This is a genomic window from Micromonospora antibiotica, assembly GCF_017599305.1.
Lineage (GTDB): Bacteria > Actinomycetota > Actinomycetes > Mycobacteriales > Micromonosporaceae > Micromonospora > Micromonospora antibiotica.
In genome coordinates this window covers 107,032-128,566 of sequence record NZ_JAGFWR010000015.1, presented here as the reverse complement: position 1 = coordinate 128,566, position 21,535 = coordinate 107,032, and the positions used below count along the sequence as shown (strand labels likewise).

Annotated in this window: 1 protein-coding gene; it reads right to left on the bottom strand. The window is 74.8% G+C overall.

The genetic code is table 11. From position 1 onward, the window contains the following. Positions 1 to 133 precede the first annotated feature (133 nt). On the bottom strand, positions 134 to 21,403 hold the full coding sequence (locus JQN83_RS22550) for a type I polyketide synthase (RefSeq protein ID WP_208569138.1): 21,270 nt from the start codon (positions 21,401 to 21,403) through the stop codon (positions 134 to 136). Positions 21,404 to 21,535: the final 132 nt, after the last annotated feature.

Below are 21,535 nucleotides of genomic sequence, written 5' to 3'. Positions count from 1 at the left end.
GTCAGGTGGTGACGCGATACGGTCATGGACCCACGCCGAAGGTGGACAAAAGCCCACCCGTCCGCAGGGAGGAAGCCCGAGGTCCGCCGACCGCCCGTGGGCATCGACGGACCTCGGGTCCCCTGACGGATGGTCAGTCCGACGCCTCCAACTCGTCGTCGAGGATGTCGAACAGCTCGTCCGCGGTGACCGACGCCAGGTCCCGGGCGGCCGGCTCCACCGCGGCACCCCCGTACGCCGCGTTCCACCGGGACATCAGCGCCTGGAGCCGGACGGTGATCCGGCCCCGCTCCGCCTCGTCCGGCACGGTGCCGTCCAGCAGCGTCTCCCACCGGGCCAGCTCGGCCTCCAGCGACGGAGCGGCCGGCACGTCACCGGCCAACTCCGACCGGACGAACCGGGCCACCGCCGCCGGGCTGGGGTGGTCGTAGATGAGCGTCGCCGGGAGTCGGAGCCCGGTCGCCGCACCGAGGCTGTTGCGGAACTCCACCGCCGCCAGGGAGTCGAAGCCGAGCTCCAGGAAGCCCCGCTCCACGTCCAGCGACTGTGGCCGGTCGTGGCCCAGCACCTCGGCCGTCCGGGCCCGGACCAGCTCGGTCACGGCCCGGTCGGCCTCGTCCGACGGCAACCCGGCCAACCGTTCGGCCAGCGGCCGCTCCCCCGCCACCGGGCCCGGCGTGCCGGCGGCCGACCGGCGGGTCGGCGTACGGACCAGGCCCCGCAGCAGCGGCGGCACCCCGTCGGCCCGGGACCGGATCGCGGCCAGATCCAGCCGGACCGGCAGGGCCAACGCCGGCACCGGGTGCAGGGTCGCGTCGAACAACGCCAACGCGTCCCCGGTGGACAGCGCGGCGACCCCGGAACGGGCCATCCGGCGCAGGTCGACCTCGCCGAGGTGGCCGGTCATCCCGCTGCCCGACTCCGCCCACAGGCCCCAGGCCAGGGCGGAGCCGGCCAGGCCGTGCGCCCGACGGTGCTGAGCCAGGGCGTCCAGGTAGGCGTTCGCCGCGGTGTAGCTGGCCTGCCCGGCGCCGCCGAGGGTGGCCGCCGCCGAGGAGAACAGCACGAACCAGTGCAACGGCCGGTGCAGGGTGAGTTCGTGCAGGTGACGCGCGGACTCTGCCTTGGCACCCAGCACCGCCGCCACCCGGTCGGGCGTCAGCGTGGGCAGCAACCCGTCGTCGAGCACCCCGGCGGCGTGCACCACCCCGGTCAGCGGATACCCGGCGGGCACCCCGTCGAGCAGGGCCGCCACCGCCGCCCGGTCGGCCAGGTCGCAGGACGCCACGGTCACCTCCGCGCCGGCCGCCGTCAGGCGCGCGACCAGGTCGTCCACCCCCGGGGCCGCCGGGCCGCGTCGACTGGCCAGCAGCAGCCGCCGTACGCCGTGCCGGGTAACCAGGTGCTCGGCGACCAACCGGCCCAACCCGCCGGTGCCGCCGGTGACCAGCACCGTGCCCGTCGGGTCCGGGCCGGCCGGCAGCTCACCGTCCGGCACCGGCAGCGCCGCGAGCCGGGGCGCGAGCAGCCCACCCCGCCGGACCGCCAGTTGCGGTTCGGCGTCGACGGCCAGCGCCGACCGCAGCCCGGTCGGGTCCGGGTCGTCGACGTCGATCAGGACCAGCCGGCCCGGGTTCTCCTCCTGAGCGGCCCGGACCAGGCCCCAGACGGTGGCGTCCACCGGCCGGGGCACGTCCTCGCCGTCGGTGGTGGCGACCGCCCGGGTCGTCACCAGCGCCAGCCGGGTGTCGGTGAACCGCTCGTCGGCGAGCCACCCCTGCACCAGGGCCAGCGCCGCGGTGGTCGCCGCCGAGGGCGAGTCCGACGTGGTACGCCAGGCCACCGCGACGGTGCCCGGGGCGTCACCGGTGCGGGCGACCTCCGCCGCGAGCGTGCCGAGGTCGGCGTACCGGGGCACCCCGAGGCCGAGGTCGTCGTCGCCGAGGACCACGGTCGTGCCGCCGCCGGTGGCCGGGGTCGGCACCGCAGCCCAGGTGACCTGGAAGAGCGACGTGCGGTGAGCCGCCCGGCCCCCACCCAGCTGGTCGGCGGCGAGCGGCCGGACCGCCAGCGAGGCCACCGAGGCGACCGGCGCCCCGGAGGTGTCGGCCAGGTCGAAGGAGACCTCCTGCGGGCCGGTCGGGCGCAGCCGCACCCGCAGCGCGGTCGCGCCGGTGGCGTGCAGGGCCACCCCCCGCCAGGCGAACGGCAACCGCAGCCGGTCGTCGTCCTCGTCGGCACCGGTCAGGTCGAGGGTGTGCAGCACCGCGTCGAACAACGCCGGGTGCAGGCCGAACCGGTCCGCCGGGGCGGCCGCCTCCGCGGGGAGCGCCACCTCGGCGTACACCTCGTCGCCGTGTCGCCAGGCGGCCCGCAGCCCCTGGAACAGCGGGCCGTAGTGGTAGCCGGCGTCGGCCAGCCGGTCGTACCGGCCGGTCAGGTCGACCGGGGTGGACCCGACCGGTGGCCAGGCGTCGCCCGCCGACCAGGCCGACGCGGTGGACGCCGCCGGGGCCAGTACGCCGGTGGCGTGCCGGGTCCAACCGTCGACACCGTCCTCCGGCCGGGAGTGCACGGTGACCGGGCAGCGTCCCGTCCCGTCCGGTGCCCCGACCACCACCTGGAGGTCGACGCCGCCCCGGGGCGGTACGACCAGCGGAGCCTCCAACGTCAACTCCTCGACCAGGGCGCAGCCGACCTGGTCACCGGCGCGGACGGCCAGCTCGACGAAGGCCGTCCCGGGTAGCAGCACCGTGCCGGCGAGGTCGTGTTCGGCCAGCCACGGGTGGGTCCGCAACGACAGCCGGCCGGTCAGCACGGTGCCGTCGGCCCCGGCCAACCCGACGACCGCGCCGAGCAGCGGGTGGGCGGCCGGGCGCTGACCCAGACCCGGCACGTCACCGCCGCCCGCCGGGGCGTCCAGCCAGAGCCGACGCCGCTGGAACGGGTAGGTCGGCAGGTCGGTGACCCGGGCGCCGGTGGGCGCGAACCAGGCCCGCCAGTCCACCGGGACACCCCGGGTGTGCAGGGTGGCGACGGCGGTCAGCAGGCTCGCCGCCTCGTCCCGGCCGCCGCGCAGCACCGGCACCAGGGCGAGGCCGCCGGTGTCGGAGATGCAGTCCCGGCCCATCGCGGTGAGCACCGCGTCCGGGCCGACCTCCAGGAACGTGGTGACGCCGGCCGCTTCCAGGGTGGCGATCCCGTCGTGGAACCGGACCGCCTCCCGGACGTGGCGCACCCAGTAGCCGGGGGTGGTGATCTCGTCGGGGTCGGCGAGCCGACCGGTCAGGTTGGACACCACCGGCACCCTCGGCGGGGCGAAGGTCAACCCGGCGGCGACCTGGTGGAACTCGGCCAGCATCGGCTCCATGTGCGGGGAGTGGAACGCGTGGCTGACCCGCAGCCGCTTGATCCGGCGTCCCCGGGCCCGCCAGTCGTCGGCGAGCGCACCGACGGCGTCGTGGTCACCGGAGAGCACCACCGCGCGTGGCCCGTTGACCGCGGCGATGCCCACTTCGGTCTCCCGGCCGGCCAGTTCCCGGCGTACCTCCTCCTCGGACGCCTCGACGGCGACCATCGCGCCGTCCTCCCGCATCGCCTGCATCAGCCGGCCACGCGCGGTGACCAGGGCCGCCGCGTCGGGCAGCGACAGCACCCCGGCGACGTGCGCGGCGCTGATCTCGCCGATCGAGTGCCCGGCGACCAGGTCGGGTCGGATGCCCCAGGATTCGAGCAGCCGGTAGAGCGCCACCTCGATGGCGAACAGCGCGCTCTGGCTGTAGACGGTCTGGTCGAGCAGCGCGGCGTCGGCGACGTCGGGTTCGGTGTAGAGCACCTCCCGCAGCGGCCGGTCGAGCTGCGCGTCCAGGTGGGCACACACCTCGGCGAACGCCGCCGCGAAGGCGGGGTACGCCGCCGCCAGCTCACGGCCCATGCCGAGGCGCTGCGCCCCCTGGCCGGTGAAGAGCATGGCGAGCTTCCCGGCCGACGGGGTCCCCTGCACCCACTCGGCGGGGTCGGTGCCTTCGGCGGCGGCACGCAGGGCGCGGACCGCGTCGTCCCCGACGGGGGCGACCACCACGGCCCGACGCTCCAGCACCGCCCGGGTGGTGGCCAGCGAGTACGCCACGTCCAGGGTGGCCCCGGTGTCGGCGACCAGCCCGGCCTGGGCGCGCAGCGCCTCCGCCGAGCGGGCGGAGAGCAGCCAGGGCAGCACCGGCGGGGTGGCCGGGGCGTCCCCGTCGGCCGGCGTCGCCTCGACCGCCGGCGCCTGCTCGATGATGACGTGGGCGTTGGTGCCGCTGATGCCGAACGACGACACCCCGGCCCGGCGGGGCCGGTCCAGGGCCGGCCACTGCTGCGCCTCGGTGAGCAGCCGCACCGCCCCGGCCGACCAGTCCACCTGCGGCGACGGCCGGTCGGCGTGCAGGGTGCGGGGCAGCAGCCCGTTGCGCATCGCCAGCACCATCTTGATCACACCGGCGACGCCGGCCGCGCCCTGGGTGTGGCCGATGTTCGACTTGATCGAGCCGAGCCAGAGCGGCCGGTCGTCCGGGCGGTCCTGCCCGTAGGTGGCGAGGACCGCCTGCGCTTCGATCGGGTCACCGAGGGTGGTGCCGGTGCCGTGCGCCTCGACCAGGTCGACCTGGTCGGGGCGGACGTCGGCGGCGGCCAGCGCCTGCCGGATCACCCGTTGCTGGGCGGGACCGTTGGGGGCGGTCAGCCCGTTGGACGCGCCGTCCTGGTTGATCGCCGAACCGCGCACGACCGCGAGGACGTGATGGCCGTGCCGTTCGGCGTCGGAGAGCCGCTCCAGCAGCAGCATGCCCGCACCCTCGGACATGCCGGTGCCGTCGGCGTCGGCGGAGAAGGACTTGCACCGGCCGTCGGAGGCCAGCCCCCGCTGGAGGCTGAAGTCCAGGAAGGTGTCCGGCTTGGACATCACCGTGACCCCGCCGGCCAGAGCCAGGGAGCACTCCCCGGAGCGCAGCGCCTGCACGGCCAGGTGGATCGCCACCAGCGACGACGAGCAGGCAGTGTCGACGCTGACCGCCGGCCCCTCCAACCCCAGGGTGTACGAGATCCGCCCGGACGCGACGCTGGCCATGCTGCCGTTGCCCAGGTAACCCGCCAACTCCTCGGGCACCTCGGACAGCCGGCTGCCGTAGTCGTGGTACATCACGCCGGTGAACACCCCGGTCGGGCTGCCCTTGAGCGAGGTCGGGTCGATCCCGGCCCGCTCCAGCACCTCCCACGAGGTTTCCAGCAGCAACCGCTGCTGCGGGTCCATCGCGATCGCCTCACGCGGGCCGATGCCGAAGAAGTCCGGGTCGAAGTCGGCCGCGTCGTAGAGGAAACCGCCCTCCAGCGAGGACGTCCGGCCGGGCTTGCCGGGCTCCGGGTCGTAGAGGTGGTCGAGGTCCCAGCCCCGGTCGGTGGGGAACGGCGAGATGGCGTCCGCGCCGTCGACCAGCAGCTGCCACAGGTCCTCGGGGGTGCGGACCCCGCCGGGGAAGCGGCAGCTCATCGCGACGATGGCGACGGGTTCGTCGACCACCGGCCGGACCACCGTGGTCGGCTGCGCCTGCGCCGGTCCACCGAGGATCGTGCCGTGCAGGTAGCCGGCCAGCGCGGTCGGGTTCGGGTAGTCGAAGACCAGGGTCGCCGGCAGCCGCAGCCCGGTGGCCGTGTTGAGCCGGTTGCGCAGCTCCACGGCGGCCAGCGAGTCGAAGCCGAGTTCCTTGAACGCCCGGGCCGGCTCGACGGCGGTGCCGCTGTCGTGGCCGAGGACGGCCGCGACGTTGGCCCGGACCAGGTCGAGCAGCACCCGGTGCTGGTCGTCCGCGTCGAGGGTGACGAGCTGCCGGTGCAGGCCGGAGCCGGTGACCGGGGTCGCCGGACCACCCGCCGCCCGCCGGGCCGGGAGCCGGACCAGGCCCCGGAACAGGGCCGGGAGCTGCTGGCCCTGGGCGCGCAGCGCGGCGGTGTCCAACCGGACCGGCACCAGCAGCGCCTCGTCGGCGGCGACCGCCGCGTCCAGCAGCGCCAGCCCCCGGTCGGAGTCCAGCGGCAGCACGCCGGAGCGGGCCATCCGGGCCACGTCGGCCTCGCCGAGGTGCGCGGTCATCCCACTGCGCTGCTCCCAGAACCCCCAGGCCAGCGACGTGGCCGGCAGGCCGAGGGCCCGCCGGTGCGCGGCCAGGGCGTCAACGAAGACGTTCGCGGCGGCGTAGTTGCCCTGCCCCGCCCCGTCGAGGACCCCGGCGGCGGAGGAGAACAGCACGAACGCCGACAGCTCACGGTCGCGGGTCAGCTCGTGCAGGTGCCAGGCCGGGTCGGCCTTGGCCCGCCACACGGTGTCGAGCTGTTCCTGGGTCAGGGCGGTCAGCAGGCCGTCGTCGAGAACCCCGGTGGTGTGCACGACGGCGGTCAGCGCCGGGATGCCGTCCAGCAGGGTGGCGACGGCGTCCCGGTCGGCCAGGTCGGCGGCCACCACCTCGACGGTGGCCCCGAGGCCGGTCAGCTCGTCGCGCAGCTCCGCCGCGCCCGGCGCGGTCAGCCCGCGCCGCGAGGTCAGGACCAGCTCCCGCACCCCGTGCACCTCCACCAGGTGCCGGGCGACGAGTGCACCCAGCACACCGGTGCCGCCGGTGACCAGCACAGTGCCGTCGGCCCGCCAGGACCCACCGGTGGTGGTCGCGCGGGCCAGGCGCGGCACCCGCACCTGACCGTCGCGCACCGACAACTCCGGCTCACCGGTGCCCACCGCCGCCAGGATCTCCTCCACCGGAGTCTCCGGATCGGCGTCCACCAGCACGAACTGGCCGGGATTCTCCGCCTGCGCGGCCCGGACCAGGCCCCAGATCGGGGCGTGGGCCAGGTCGGTGCCGCCGTCGACGGCACCGTTGGTGATCACGACCAGCCGGGCGGCGGCCTGGGTCGGGTCGGCCAGCCAGGACTGGAGCAGGGCGAGGGTCTCCCCCACCGCCGTCCGGGCGGCGGTGGCCGGGTCGAGGTCGGCGGCGGGCGGGGTCAGCGGGGCGAGCACGACGTCGGGCACGCCCAGGCCGAGACCCTCCAGGTAGCCCCACGACTCGGCCGCGGTGCCGGTGGGCACGCTCACCCAGTCGACGCGGTAGAGGTCCCCGTCGGTCGGGGCGGCGGTGGTCAACTGGACCGGGCGGGACACCAGCGCGCCGACCACGGCGACCGGTTCGCCGTCCGGGTCGGCCAGGTGCAGGGTGGCGGACTCCGGCCCACTGGCGGTGACCTTCACCCGCAGGGCGGTGGCGCCCGTCGCGTGCAACGTCACATCCGTCCAGGCGAACGGCAGATACGGCGGACGACCCACCGGCACCGCCTCACCGATCCCCACCACCTGCAACGCCGCATCCAACAACGCCGGATGCACCCCGAACCGCGACGCCTCCCCATGCGCCTCCTCCGGAAGCGCAACCTCAGCAAACACCACCTCACCAACCCGCCAGGCAGCCTGCACCCCCTGGAACACCGGACCATACTCGTACCCCTGCACCACCAACTCGTCATACAACCCCGCCGTCGGCACCGGCACCGCACCCGACGGCGGCCAGACCCGCAGGTCGAAGTCGGGGTCGGTGACGTCGGCGGAGAGCACGCCGGTGGCGTGCCGGACCCAGCTGCCGGTGTGTTCCGGCCGGGAGTGCACGGTGACCGCCCGGCGGCCGGTGTCGTCGGCGGCGGCGAGCAGCAACTGCACCTGTACGGCACCCTGCTCGGGCAGGATCAGCGGGGCGTGCAGCGTCAACTCGTCGAGGTGACCGAGGCCGACGTCGTCCCCGGCGTGCAGGACGAGTTCGACGAAGCCGGTACCGGGCAGCAGGACGGTGCCGTTGACGGCGTGGTCGGCCAGCCACGGGTGGGTGTCCAGCGAGATCCGGCCGGTGAACAGCACCTCACCCGACTCGGCCATCGACACCGACGCCCCCCACAGCGGGTGCCCGGCGGAGCCGAGACCGGCGGAGGTGAGGTCGGCGCGGCCCCCGGTGGCGTTGAGCCAGTAGCGGCGGCGCTGGAACGGGTACGTCGGCAGCGGCACCTCGCCCCGGGGCCGCGCCGGCAGCACCGGCGACCAGTCGACGGTGACGCCCCGGGCGAACGCCTCACCGAGCGAGGTGAGCCAGCGGTGCAGCCCGCCCTCACCCCGGCGCAGCGACCCGACGGCGGCCACCTCGACCCCCGCGTCGGCGGCGGTCTCCTCCACCCCCATGGTCAGCACCGGGTGCGCGCTGCACTCCAGGAACACCCGCATCCCGGCGTCGAGCAGGGCACGGGTGGTCTCCTCGAAGCGGACGGTCTGCCGCAGGTTGGTGTACCAGTAGCCGGCGTCCAGGCCGGTGGTGTCGAACACCCGGCCGGTGACAGTCGAGTAGAACGGGATGGTGGAGGCACGCGGGCTGACCTCGGCGAGGTCGGTGCGCAGCCGCTGCTCGATCAGCTCCACCTGGGCCGAGTGCGACGCGTAGTCCACGTTCACCCGCTTGGCCCGCACGTCCTCGGCGCTGAGCGTGGCGACCAGGTCGTCGATGGCGTCCGGGTCACCGGAGACGACGACGGAGGAGGTGCCGTTGACGGTGGCGATCGAGATGCGGCCGGCGTAGCCGGTCAGCCGTTCGGCCGCCGCCCGCTCGGGCAGGCCGATGGAGGCCATCGCACCCCGACCCGCCAACACCTCCGCAATCGCCAAACTCCGCAACGCCACCACCAACGCCCCATCCCGCAACGACAAACCACCCGACACCACCGCCGCCGCAATCTCACCCTGCGAATGCCCAATCACCGCATCCGGCACCACCCCAAACGACCGCCACAACCCCGCCAACGACACCATCACCGCCCACAACACCGGCTGCACCACATCAACCCGATCCAACGACGGAGCACCCTCCACACCCCGCAACACATCCACCAACCGCCAACCCACAAACTCCGACAACGCCACCCCACACTCACCAACCCGCTCCGCAAACACCGGAGACGAATCCAACAACTCCACCGCCATCCCCACCCACTGCGAACCCTGCCCCGGGAACACGAAGACCGTGCCGCCCTGGAGCACGCCGGGGGCGGTGCCGTCGCCGGCGAACGCCCGCGCCCCGGCGACGAAGTCGCGCCGGTCGCCGACGATCACCGTGCGCCGGTCGAGTAGCGCCCGCCCGGTCGCCAGCGCGTACGCGAGGTCACCGGCCTTGACGGACTCGTCGCCCAGGACGTCGGCCACCCGGGCGGCCTGCTCCCGCAGGGCCTGGTCGGTGCGGGCCGACAGCACCCAGGGCAGCAGCTCCGGCTCGGGGGCGTCGACCGGCGGTTCGTCGGCCGGGGGCGCCTGTTCGAGGATGACGTGGGCGTTGGTGCCGCTGATGCCGAACGAGGACACGCCCGCGCGGCGGGGCCGCTCCAGTGCCGGCCACGGCTGCGTCTCGGTGAGCAGCCGCACCGCCCCGGCCGACCAGTCCACCTGCGGGGTGGGCTCGTCCACGTGCAGGGTGCGGGGCAGCACCCCGTTGCGCATCGCCAGCACCATCTTGATCACACCGGCGACACCGGCCGCGCCCTGGGTGTGGCCGATGTTCGACTTCACCGAGCCGAGCCACAGCGGCCGGTCCCCGGGCCGTTCCTGCCCGTAGGTGGCCAGCAGCGCCTGCGCCTCGATCGGGTCGCCGAGGGTGGTGCCGGTGCCGTGCGCCTCGACGGCGTCCACCTCGGTGGCCGGGATGCCACCGGCCGCCGCCAGGGCCTGCCGGATCACCCGCTGCTGCGAGGGACCGTTCGGGGCGGTCAGGCCGTTGGACGCGCCGTCCTGGTTGATCGCCGAACCCCGTACCACCGCGAGGACGTGGTGGCCGTGGCGTTCGGCGTCGGAGAGCCGCTCCAGCAGCAGCATGCCGACGCCCTCGGACATCGCCGTGCCGTCCGCGCCGGCCGCGAAGGACTTGCACCGGTGGTCGGCGGCCAGGCCCCGCTGGAGGCTGAACTCGATGAACGTGTCCGGGGTGGACATGACGGTGACGCCACCGGCCAGGGCGAGCGTGCACTCGCCGGAGCGCAGCGCCTGCACGGCCAGGTGGATCGCGACCAGCGACGACGAGCACGCGGTGTCGACGCTGACCGCCGGCCCCTCCAGGCCGAGGGTGTAGGCGATGCGGCCGGACGCGACGCTTGCCATGCTGCCGTTGCCCAGGTAACCGGCGAGTTCCTCGGGTACCTCGGGCAGCCGGCTGGCGTAGTCGTGGTACATGACCCCGGCGAAGACACCGGTGAGGCTGCCGCGCAGCGAGTTCGGGTCGATGCCGGCCCGCTCCAGCGCCTCCCACGAGGTTTCCAGCAGCAACCGCTGCTGCGGGTCCATCGCGACCGCCTCACGCGGGCTGATCCCGAAGAAGTCGGGGTCGAAGTCGGCCGCGTCGTAGAGGAAACCACCCTCCATGGCGTACGTCTTGCCGGTCCGGCCGGGCTCCGGGTCGTACATGCCGGCGAGGTCCCAGCCCCGGTCGGTGGGGAACGGGGTGATCGCGTCGGTGCCGTCGGCGAGCAGTCGCCACAGGTCCTCGGGGGTACGGACCCCGCCGGGGAAGCGGCAGCTCATCGCCACGATGGCGACGGGTTCGTCGTCGGCGACGGGGGTGGCCACGGTCGGGGCCTGTGGGGTGGCCGCACCGAGGATCCTGGTGTGCAGGTAGTCGGCGAGCGCGGTCGGGTTGGGGTAGTCGAAGACCAGGGTCGCCGGCAGCCGCAGCCCGGTGGCCGTGTTGAGCTTGTTGCGCAGCTCGACGGCGGCCAGCGAGTCGAAGCCGAGTTCCCGGAACGCCCGGGACGGCTCGACGGTGGCCGGGCTGTCGTGGCCGAGCACCCCGGCGACGTTGCCCCGGACCAGGTCGAGCAGCAGTCGCCGCTGGTCGGCGTCGGCGAGGCCGAGCAGTTGCCGGTGCAGTGCCGAACCGCCGACCGGCGTCGGGCCGGTGCCGGCGGCGCGGCGGGCCGGGAGCCGGACCAGGCCCCGGAACAGGGCCGGGAGCTGCTGGCCCTGGGCGCGCAGCGCGGCGGTGTCCAGCCGGATCGGCACCAGCAGCGGCTCGTCGGTGGCGACCGCCGCGTCGAGCAGGGCGAGGCCCTGGTCGGTGCTGATCCCGAGCACGCCGGAGCGGGCCATCCGGGCCACGTCGGCGTCGCCGAGGTGCGCGGTCATCCCGCTGCGTTCCTCCCAGAAGCCCCAGGCCAGGGAGACCGCCGGCAGGCCGAGGGCCCGCCGGTGCGCGGCCAGGGCGTCGACGAAGACGTTCGCGGCGGCGTAGTTGCCCTGCCCGGAGCCGTCGACCACGCCGGCGGCCGAGGAGAACAGCACGAACGCGGACAGCTCGCGGTCCCGGGTGAGGTCGTGCAGGTGCCAGGCCGGGGTGGCCTTGGCCCGCCACACGGTGTCGAGCTGCGCGTCGGTGAACGCGGCGACGGTGCCGTCGTCCAACGCGCCGGTGGTGTGCACGACGGCGGTCAACGCCGGGATGCCGTCCAGCAGGGTGGCGACCGCGTCCCGGTCGGCCAGGTCGGCGGCCACCACCTCGACGGTGGCCCCGAGGCCGGTCAGCTCGTCGCGCAGCTCCGCCGCACCCGGCGCGGTCAACCCACGCCGCGAGGTCAGCACCAGCTCCCGCACCCCGTGCACCTCCACCAGGTGCCGGGCCACCAGCGCGCCCAGCACACCGGTGCCACCGGTCACCAGCACCGAACCGTCGGCCCGCCAGGACCCACCGGTGGTGGTCGCGCGGGCCAGACGCGGCACCCGCACCTGACCGTCCCGCAGCGACAACTCCGGCTCACCGGTCCCCACCGCCGCCAGAATCTCCTCCACCGGAGTCTCCGGGTCAGCATCCACCAGCACGAACTGACCAGGATTCTCCACCTGCGCGGCCCGCACCAGGCCCCAGACCGGGGCGTGGGCCAGGTCGGTGACCTGGTCGGCCGCACCGTCGGTGAGCACCACCAGCCGGGACTCGGCCAACCGGGGGTCGGCCAGCCAGCGCTGGAGCAGCGCGAGCGCCGCACCGACCGCAGCCCGCCCGGCCACCTCGACGTCCCCCGCCGGCCCCGCCGTGGTGGCCGGGTCGAGGGCGGCGTCCTGGTGGGTGAGTCGGGCGAGCACCAGCTCCGGTACGTCGTCGGCGAGGTCCTCCAGGTGGGCCCAGGAAGGTGCCGCAGCGGCGGCCACCGGCACGGCGGTCCAGTCGATCCGGTAGAGGTTGCCCTCGGTGGGGGCGGTGGTGAGCTGCACCGGCCGGGACACCAGGGAACCGATCTCGGCGACCGGCGCACCGGTCGGGTCGGTCAGGTGCAGGGTGACCGCATCCGGGCCGGTCGGGGTGACCCGCACCCGCAGGGCGGTGGCACCCGTGGCGTGCAGCGTCACATCCGTCCAGGCGAACGGCAGATACGGCGGACGACCCACCGGCACCGCCTCACCGATCCCCACCACCTGCAACGCCGCATCCAACAACGCCGGATGCACCCCGAACCGCGACGCCTCCCCATGCGCCTCCTCCGGAAGCGCAACCTCAGCAAACACCACCTCACCAACCCGCCAGGCAGCCTGCACCCCCTGGAACACCGGACCATACTCGTACCCCTGCACCACCAACTCGTCATACAACCCCGCCGTCGGCACCGGCACCGCACCCGACGGCGGCCACGCCACCAGGTCGAAGTCGGCGGCGGCCGGGGTGTCGGCGAGCACGCCGGTGGCGTGCCGGGTCCACGGCAGGTCCACCTCGGCGTGCTCGGCCCGGGAGTGCACGCTGACGGTACGCCGGGTGGACTCGTCGGCGGCGGTCATCAGCAGCTGCACCTGCACGGCCGCGCGCTCGGCGAGCAGCAGCGGGGCGTGCAGGGTCAGCTCCTCCAGGTGGGCGAGGCCGACGTGGTCACCGGCGTGCAGCACCAGCTCGACGAAGGCCGCCCCGGGCAGCAGGACGGTGCCGTTGACGGCGTGGTCGGCCAGCCACGGGTGGGTGTCCAGCGAGATCCGGCCGGTGAACAGCACCTCACCCGACTCGGCCATCGACACCGACGCCCCCCACAGCGGGTGCCCGGCGGAGCCGAGACCGACCGACGCCACGTCGGCCGCACCGCTGGTCGCGTCGATCCAGTAGCGGCGGCGTTGGAACGGGTACGTCGGCAGCGGCACCTCGACGCGCGGACGCGCCGGCAGCGCCGACGACCAGTCCACCGGCACCCCACGGACGAACGCCTCACCGAGCGAGGTGAGCCAGCGGTGCAGCCCACCCTCACCCCGGCGCAGCGACCCGACGGCGGCCACCTCGACCCCCGCGTCGGCGGCGGTCTCCTCCACCCCCATGGTCAGCACCGGGTGCGCACTGCACTCCAGGAACACCCGCATCCCCGCCCGGAGCAGCACCCGGGTGGTCTCCTCGAACCGGACGGTCTGCCGCAGGTTGGTGTACCAGTAGCCGGCGTCCAGCCCGGCGGTGTCGAGCACCCCGGCGGTCACCGTGGAGTAGAACGGCACGGTCGACGACCGGGGCGACACCTCGGCGAGGTCGTCGCGCAGCCGCTGCTCGATCAGCTCCACCTGCGCCGAGTGCGACGCGTAGTCCACGTTCACCCGCTTGGCCCGCACGTCCTCGGCGGTCAGCGTGGCGACCAGGTCGTCGACGGCGTCCGGGTCACCGGAGACCACCACCGACGACACCCCGTTGACCGTGGCGATCGACACCCGACCGTCGTAGACGTCGAGGCGCTCGCGGACCCGCTCGGCGGGCAGGCCGATGGAGGCCATCGCACCCCGACCCGCCAACACCTCCGCAATCGCCAAACTCCGCAACGCCACCACCAACGCCCCATCCCGCAACGACAAACCACCCGACACCACCGCCGCCGCAATCTCACCCTGCGAATGCCCAATCACCGCATCCGGCACCACCCCAAACGACCGCCACAACCCCGCCAACGACACCATCACCGCCCACAACACCGGCTGCACCACATCAACCCGATCCAACGACGGAGCACCCTCCACACCCCGCAACACATCCACCAACCGCCAACCCACAAACTCCGACAACGCCACCCCACACTCACCAACCCGCTCCGCAAACACCGGAGACGAATCCAACAACTCCACCGCCATCCCCACCCACTGCGAACCCTGCCCCGGGAACACGAACACCACCCCGGAGCCGCCCTGCAACGGCGTCGGCACCGCGGCCCCGGCGACCAGGGCGTCCGCGCCGGTCAGGAAGTCGCTGACGTCACCGACGACGACGGCCCGCCGGTCCAGCGCCGCCCGCCCCTTGGCCAGCGCGTACGCGAGGTCACCCGGGTCGGTGGTGGCGGCGGCGACGGCGGCCCGCAGCTGGGCGGCCTGGGCGCGCAGCGCCTCCTCGGTCTTGGCCGACAGCACCCACGGCAGCACGGCCGGCGGCGCGACGATCTCGCCCTCCAGCTCGACCGGCGGGGCCTCCTCGACGATGACGTGGGCGTTGGTGCCGCTGATGCCGAACGACGACACGCCCGCCCGGCGCGGCCGGTCCAGCGCCGGCCACGGCTGCGCCTCGGTGAGCAGCCGCACCTCGCCGGCCGACCAGTCGATCTGCGGGGACGGCTCGTCGGCGTGCAGGGTGCGGGGCAGCACCCCGTTGCGCATCGCCAGCACCATCTTGATCACACCGGCGACACCGGCCGCGCCCTGGGTGTGGCCGATGTTCGACTTGATCGAGCCGAGCCACAGCGGACGCTCACCCGGCCGGCCCTGCCCGTACGTGGCGAGCAGCGCCTGCGCCTCGATCGGGTCACCGAGGGCGGTGCCGGTGCCGTGCGCCTCGACCGCGTCGACCTCGGTCGCCGGGATGCCACCGGCGGAGGCCAGGGCCTGCCGGATCACCCGCTGCTGCGACGGGCCGTTCGGGGCGGTCAGCCCGTTGGACGCGCCGTCCTGGTTGGTGGCCGAGCCCCGAATCACCGCGAGCACCTGGTGGCCGTTGGCCCGGGCGTCGGAGAGGCGTTCCAGCAGCAGCATGCCGGCGCCCTCACCCCAGCCGGTGCCGTCGGCCCCGGCCGCGAACGACTTGGACCGGCCGTCCTTGGCCAGGCCACGCTGCCGGCTGAAGTCGATGAACGTGTCCGGGGTGGACATCACGGTGACGCCCCCGGCCAACGCCAGCGAGCACTCCCCGGCCCGCAGCGCCTGCACGGCCAGGTGGATCGCCACCAGCGACGACGAGCAGGCGGTGTCGATCGACACGGCCGGCCCCTCCAGGCCGAGGGTGTAGGCGACCCGGCCGGAGACGATGCTGGCCAGGCTGCCGTTGCCCAGGTAGCCGGCCAGCTCGTCGGGCACCTGGTGCAGGCGCAGCGCGTAGTCGTGGTACATGACGCCGGCGAAGACACCGGTCGGGCTGCCCTTGAGCGAGGTCGGGTCGATCCCGGCCCGCTCCAACACCTCCCACGACGTTTCCAGCAGCAACCGCTGCTGCGGGTCCATCGCGATCGCCTCACGCGGGCTGATCCCGAAGAAGTCCGCGTCGAAGTCGGCCGCGTCGTAGAGGAAACCACCCTCCATCGAGTACGTCTTGCCGGGCTTGCCGGGCTCCGGGTCGTACATGCCGGCCAGGTCCCAGCCCCGGTCGGTGGGGAACGGGGAGACCGCGTCGACGCCGCCCTCCAGCAGCTCCCACAGCTGCTCCGGGGTGGCCACCCCGCCGGGGAAGCGGCAGCTCATCGACACGATGGCGATCGGCTCCTGGGTGAACGAGGCCGACGCCAGCTCGGGCACCGCCACGTCCACGTCGGTGCCGAGCACGGTGGACACCACGAACTCGGCGAGCGCCACCGGGGTCGGGTAGTCGAAGACGAGGGTCGCCGGCAGTCGCAGCCCGGTGGCGGCGTTGAGCCGGTTACGCAGCTCCACCGCGGCCAACGAGTCGAAGCCCAGCTCGTTGAAGGCGCGGCGGGGCTCGATCGCCTCCGCGCCGTCGTGGCCGAGCACGGCGGCGACGTGCGCGCGGACCAGGTCGAGGGTGACCCGGTCCCGTTCGGCGGGGGTGAGGCCGGCGAACTGCCGGGCCAGCCCCTGGGCGGCGTCCGCCGCGCCGGCCGCCTGCGCGGACCGGCGGGCCGGCAGCGGCACCAGGCCGCGCAGCAGCGCCGGCACCCCGTCGGGCCGGTTGCGCAGCGCCGTCAGGTCGACCCGGATCGGGGCGAGGACCGGTTCGTCGACCCCGAGCGCGGCGTCGAGCAGGGCCAGGTTCTCGGCCGGGCTGAGGCCGGGCATGCCGGAACGTTCGATGCGCTGCAACGCGGCGGCGTCCAACTGGCCGCCCATGCCGCTGTCACCGGTCCACAGCCCCCAGGTGAGGGCGACCACGGGCCGGCCCTGCGCCCGGCGGGAGGTGGCCAGCGCGTTGAGGGTGGCGTTCGCGGCGGCGTAGTTGCCCTGCCCGGCGCAGTCGAGCAGGCTGGCCAGGGAGGAGAAGAGCACGAACGCGGTCAGGTCGGCGTCGCGGGTCAACGCGTCGAGGTTGACCGCGCCGTCCAGCTTGGCCTTGAGCACCGCGTCGAGGCGCTGCGGGGTGAGCGAGCCGATCGTCGCGTCGTCGACGATGCCGGCGGCGTGCACCACCGCCCGCAACGGCCGGTCGGCCGGGACGGCGGCGAGCAGCGCGGCCAGGGCGTCGGCGTCGGCCGCGTCACAGGCGGCCACCTCGACGCTCGCGCCTGCCGCTTCCAGCTCCGCGCGCAGCTGCGCCACACCGGCCGCCGCCGGGCCACGGCGACTGGTCAACAGCAGATGGCGTACGCCGTGGTTGCCGGCCAGGTGCCGGGCCACGTGCGCGCCGAGCCCACCGGTGCCACCGGTGACCAGCACCGTGCCGTCGGTCGGCCAACGGCTGCCGGTGGTGGTGTCGGCGTCGGTGCCGGCCGGGGCGGTGGCGACCCGGGCCAGCCGGGGCACACTGATCTCCCCGTCGCGCAGCCGCAGCTCCGGTTCGCCGGTGGCCAGGGCGGCGGCCAGCAGTGACGTGGGGGCGTCGGCGAGCCGGACGGTGACGAACCGGTCCGGGTTCTCCGTCTGGGCGGCCCGCAGCAGACCCCAGACCGCCTCGGTGGCGAGGTCGTCGACCCGGCTGACGAAGACCAGCCGGGTGCCGCCCAGCCGGGCGTCGGCCAGCCACTGCTGCAGCAGCGTCAACGCCCCGGCGGTGGCGGCCCGGACGTCACCGGTGCCGACGCCGACGAACGCGAACTCCGGGGCGGTGGCACCGGCGTCGATCGCGGCACCCAGCGCGGCCGGGTCGGCGTGCCGGGTGGCCGCGCCGATCCGCTCGTCGCCGAGCACCACCCAGCGGGGGGTGCCCGCCGGGGCGGGCCGGTGACCCAGCTTCGTCCACTCCAGGCGGAACAGCCGCTCGTGGTAGCCGCCCCGGGCGGCGGTGAGCTGGGCGGTGGAGACCGGCCGGGAGACGAACGACCGTACCGTGGCGACCGGTGCGCCGGTCGGGTCGGCGAGGGCCACCGACACGCTGTCCCCGGCCGCGGGGGCGATCCGGACCCGCACCTCGGCCGCGCCGGCGGCGTGCAGGGTGACGTCGCTCCACGCGAACGGGATGCGTACCTCGTCGTCGGTGGGCTCGCCGCGACGGGCGGCGTCGATGGCGTGCAGGGCGGCGTCCAGCACCGCCGGGTGCAGGCCGAACCGGGCCGCGTCGGCCCGACTGTCGGCGGGGAGCGCGACCTCGGCGTACACCTCGGGGCCGCGTCGCCAGACGGCCTTGAGGCCCTGGAAGACCGGGCCGTAGCCGTAGCCCTGGCCGGCCAGCTCGGCGTAACCGCCGGTCAGGTCGACCGGGCGGGCGTCGCGCGGCGGCCACTCGGTCAGCGGCTGCCCGGCGTCGGCGGCCTGCGGGGCGAGGAAACCGCTGACGTGCCGGGTCCAGAGCTGGTCGTCCGGGTCGGACCCGTCGGGCCGCGAGTAGACGGCCACCGGGCAGCGGCCGGCCGGGTCGGCGGCGCCGACGACGACCTGGAGGGCGACGCCGTGCTCGTCGAGCGCCAGCGGGGCCTCCAGGGTCAGCTCCTCCACGGTGGGGCAGCCGACCTGGTCGCCGGCGCGGATCGCCAGCTCCACGAAGGCGGTGCCGGGCAGCAGTGCCACCCCGGAGATGGTGTGGTCGGCCAGCCACGGGTGGCTGCGCAGCGACACCCGCCCGGTGAGCACCACCCCGTCGCCGCCGGCCAGGCCGACGACCGCGCTGACCAGCGGGTGCCCGGCGGCGAGCTGACCGAAGCCGGTCGCGTCGGCGCTGCCGCCGCCGGATTCCATCCAGAACCGGCGACGCTGGAACGGGTACGTGGGCAGCGCCACCCGGCGGGCCCCGCGCGTGGCGAAGAAGCCCGTCCAGTCCACCGGCACCCCCCGCACGTGGGCGCGGGCGACAGCGGCGACGACGTCGGTCTCCTCGTCGTGGTCGGCGCGCAGCAGCGGGGCGAAGACCGCATCGGCGTCGTCGTCGAGGCAGGCCGGACCCATCGCGGAGAGCACCCCGGCCGGACCGAGTTCGAGGAAGGTGGTGACCCCCTCGTCGGCCATCGCCCGGACCGCGTCGGCGAACCGGACGCTGTCGCGCACGTGCCGCACCCAGTAGTCGGGGTCGCACAGTTCACCGGCGAGCACCGGCCGACCGGTGACCGTGGAGACGACCGGAATGGTCGGCGGGCGGTAGGTGAGCACGTGCGCCAGCCGGCCGAACTCGGCGAGCATCGGCGTCATCAGCGGCGAGTGGAAGGCGTGGCTGACCTTCAGCCGCTTCGTCTTGTGCCCGGCGGCGGCGAGGGCGGCGACCACCTCCAGCACGGCGTCCTCGTCGCCGGAGACCACCATCGAGGTGGGGCCGTTCACCGCGGCCAGGCCCACCTGCGCCTCGCGGCCGGCCAGCAGCGGACGGACCTGCTCCTCGGTGGCCTGCACCGAGATCATCGCGCCCTCGGCGGGGAGTTGCTGCATGAGCCGGCCCCGGGCGGCGACCAGCAGGGCGGCGTCCTCCAGGGAGAGCACCCCGGCGACGTGGGCGGCGGCCAGCTCACCGATCGAGTGCCCGGCGAGCAGGTCCGGCCGGACCCCCCACGACTCCAGCAGCCGGAACTGGGCGACCTCCACCGCGAACAGCGCGCACTGGGTGTAGGCGGTCTGGTCGAGCAGGGCCGCCTCGGCGGTGCCGGGCTCGGCGAACAGCACGTCGGCCAGCGGCACGTCCAGTTGCAGGTCGAGCCAGCCGCAGGCGTCGTCGAACGCGGCGGCGTAGACCGGGTAGCTGCGGTACAACTGCCGTCCGGCGCCGAGCCGCTGACTGCCCTGACCGGTGAAGAGGAAACCGAGTCCACCGCCGTCGGCCTGCCCCAGGGGTACGCCGGGCACACTGCCGCCGGCGGCGAGGGCGGCCAGGTCCCGGACGACACCCGCCCGGTCCCGGGCCACCAGCACCGCCCGGTGCTCCAGGGCGGTCCGGGTGGTGGCCAGCGAATAGGCGACGTCGAGCAGCTCCGGGGCGTCCCCGTCGGTGTCCACGACCGCCAGCAGCGCGGCGGCCTGGTCGCGCAGCGCCGTCCCGCTCCGGGCGGAGAACACCACCGGCAGCACCTCGCTGGGCAGCTGCGGCACGGCGGGCACGGTCTCGTCGTCGACCGCCGGAGGTTCCTCGACGATGACGTGCGCGTTGGTGCCGCTGACCCCGAACGAGGAGACCCCGGCGCGGCGCGGCCGGCCCGCGGCGTCCCACTCGCGGGCCTCGGTGAGCAGCGCGACGGTGCCGGCGGACCAGTCCACGTTGGGGGTGGGCGCGTCGACGTGCAGGGTACGCGGCAGCACCCGGTGCCGCATCGCCATCAGCACCTTGATCACCCCGGCGACCCCGGCGGCGGCCTGCGAGTGACCGATGTTGGACTTCAGCGAGCCGAGCCACAGCGGCCGGTCGGCGGGGCGTTCCCGGCCGTAGGTGGCGATGATCGCCTGCGCCTCGATGGGGTCGCCGAGCCGGGTGCCGGTGCCGTGCGCCTCGACCAGGTCGACGTCGGCGGGGGCCAGGCCGGCCGACGCCAGCGCGGACATGATCACCCGCTGCTGGGACGGCCCGTTCGGGGCGGTCAACCCGTTGGACGCGCCGTCCTGGTTGATCGCCGAGCCCCGGATCACCCCGAGCACCCGGTGGCCGTTGCGGCGGGCGTCGGAGAGCCGCTCCAGCACCAGGATGCCGACGCCCTCGGCCCAGCCGGTGCCGTCGGCCGCCGCCGCGAACGGCTTGCACAGCCCGTCCGGGGCGAGGCCACGCTGCCGGCTGAACGCGGTGAACGCGCCCGGGTGCACCATCACCGCGACGCCACCGGCCAACGCGGTGGTGCACTCCCCACGCTGCACCGCCTGGCAGGCCAGGTGCAGGGCGACCAGCGAACCCGAGCAGGCGGTGTCCACGGTCAGCGTCGGGCCCTCGAAGCCGAACGTGTAGGCGAGCCGGCCGGACACCACGCTCGGCGCGTTGCCGGTGAGCAGGTAGCCGTCCAGGCCCTCCGGGGCCTCGTGCAGCCGGGGGCCGTACTCCTGCGGTTCGGCGCCGATGAAGACACCGGTCTGGCTGCCGCGCAGCGACGCCGAATCGATGCCGGCGTCCTCCAACGCCTCCCAGGCGGTCTCCAGCACCAGCCGCTGCTGCGGGTCCATCGTCATCGCCTCGCGGGGGCTGATGCCGAAGAAGTCCGCGTCGAACTCGGCCGCGCCCTCCAGGAAACCGCCCTGGCGCACGTAGGTCTTGCCGGGCTTGCCCGGGTCCGGGTCGTAGAGCCCGTCGGTGTCCCAGCCCCGGTCGGTCGGGAAGTCGGAGATCACGTGCCGGCCCTCGAAGACCAGCCGCCACAGGTCGTCGGCGGAGGTGCTGTGCCCCGGGTAGCGGCAGCCGATGCCGACCACGGCGATCGGCTCGTCGTCGTCGGCGGGCCGGCGCAGCGGCGCGGCGACCGGCGCGGGCGCGGCGTCCCCACCGAGCAGCGTACGCAGCAACCGTCCGACCGCCTGCGGCGTCGGGTGGTCGAAGACCAGGGTGACCGGCAGGTCCAGGCCGGTGGCGACGGTGAGCCGACGGTGCAGCTCCACCGCGGCGAGCGAGTCGAAGCCCAGGTCGCGGAACGGGCGGCCCGGCTCGACGGCGTCCGGGCCGTCCGGCAGCACGGTCCGCAGCACGTCACGGGCCTGCTCCCGGACCAGGGCGGTGAGCGCCCGGCCCTGCTCCTCGGCCGTGCGGCCCTCCAGCCGTCGCCGCAGTGCCGACAGCGCGTCGGGCTCGGCACCGGTGGGGTTCACGGACTCGCTCATGGCACGCTCCACTAGGTCTCCGGGTTCGACGCCCGGCTCGGTGTGTCGGCTTGCGGCGCCCGATCACGGCAAGGCCGCCGCGACCGGTAGGGGGGACCGGTCGCGGCGGCCTCGCGGCGACCGGTGGGTTCA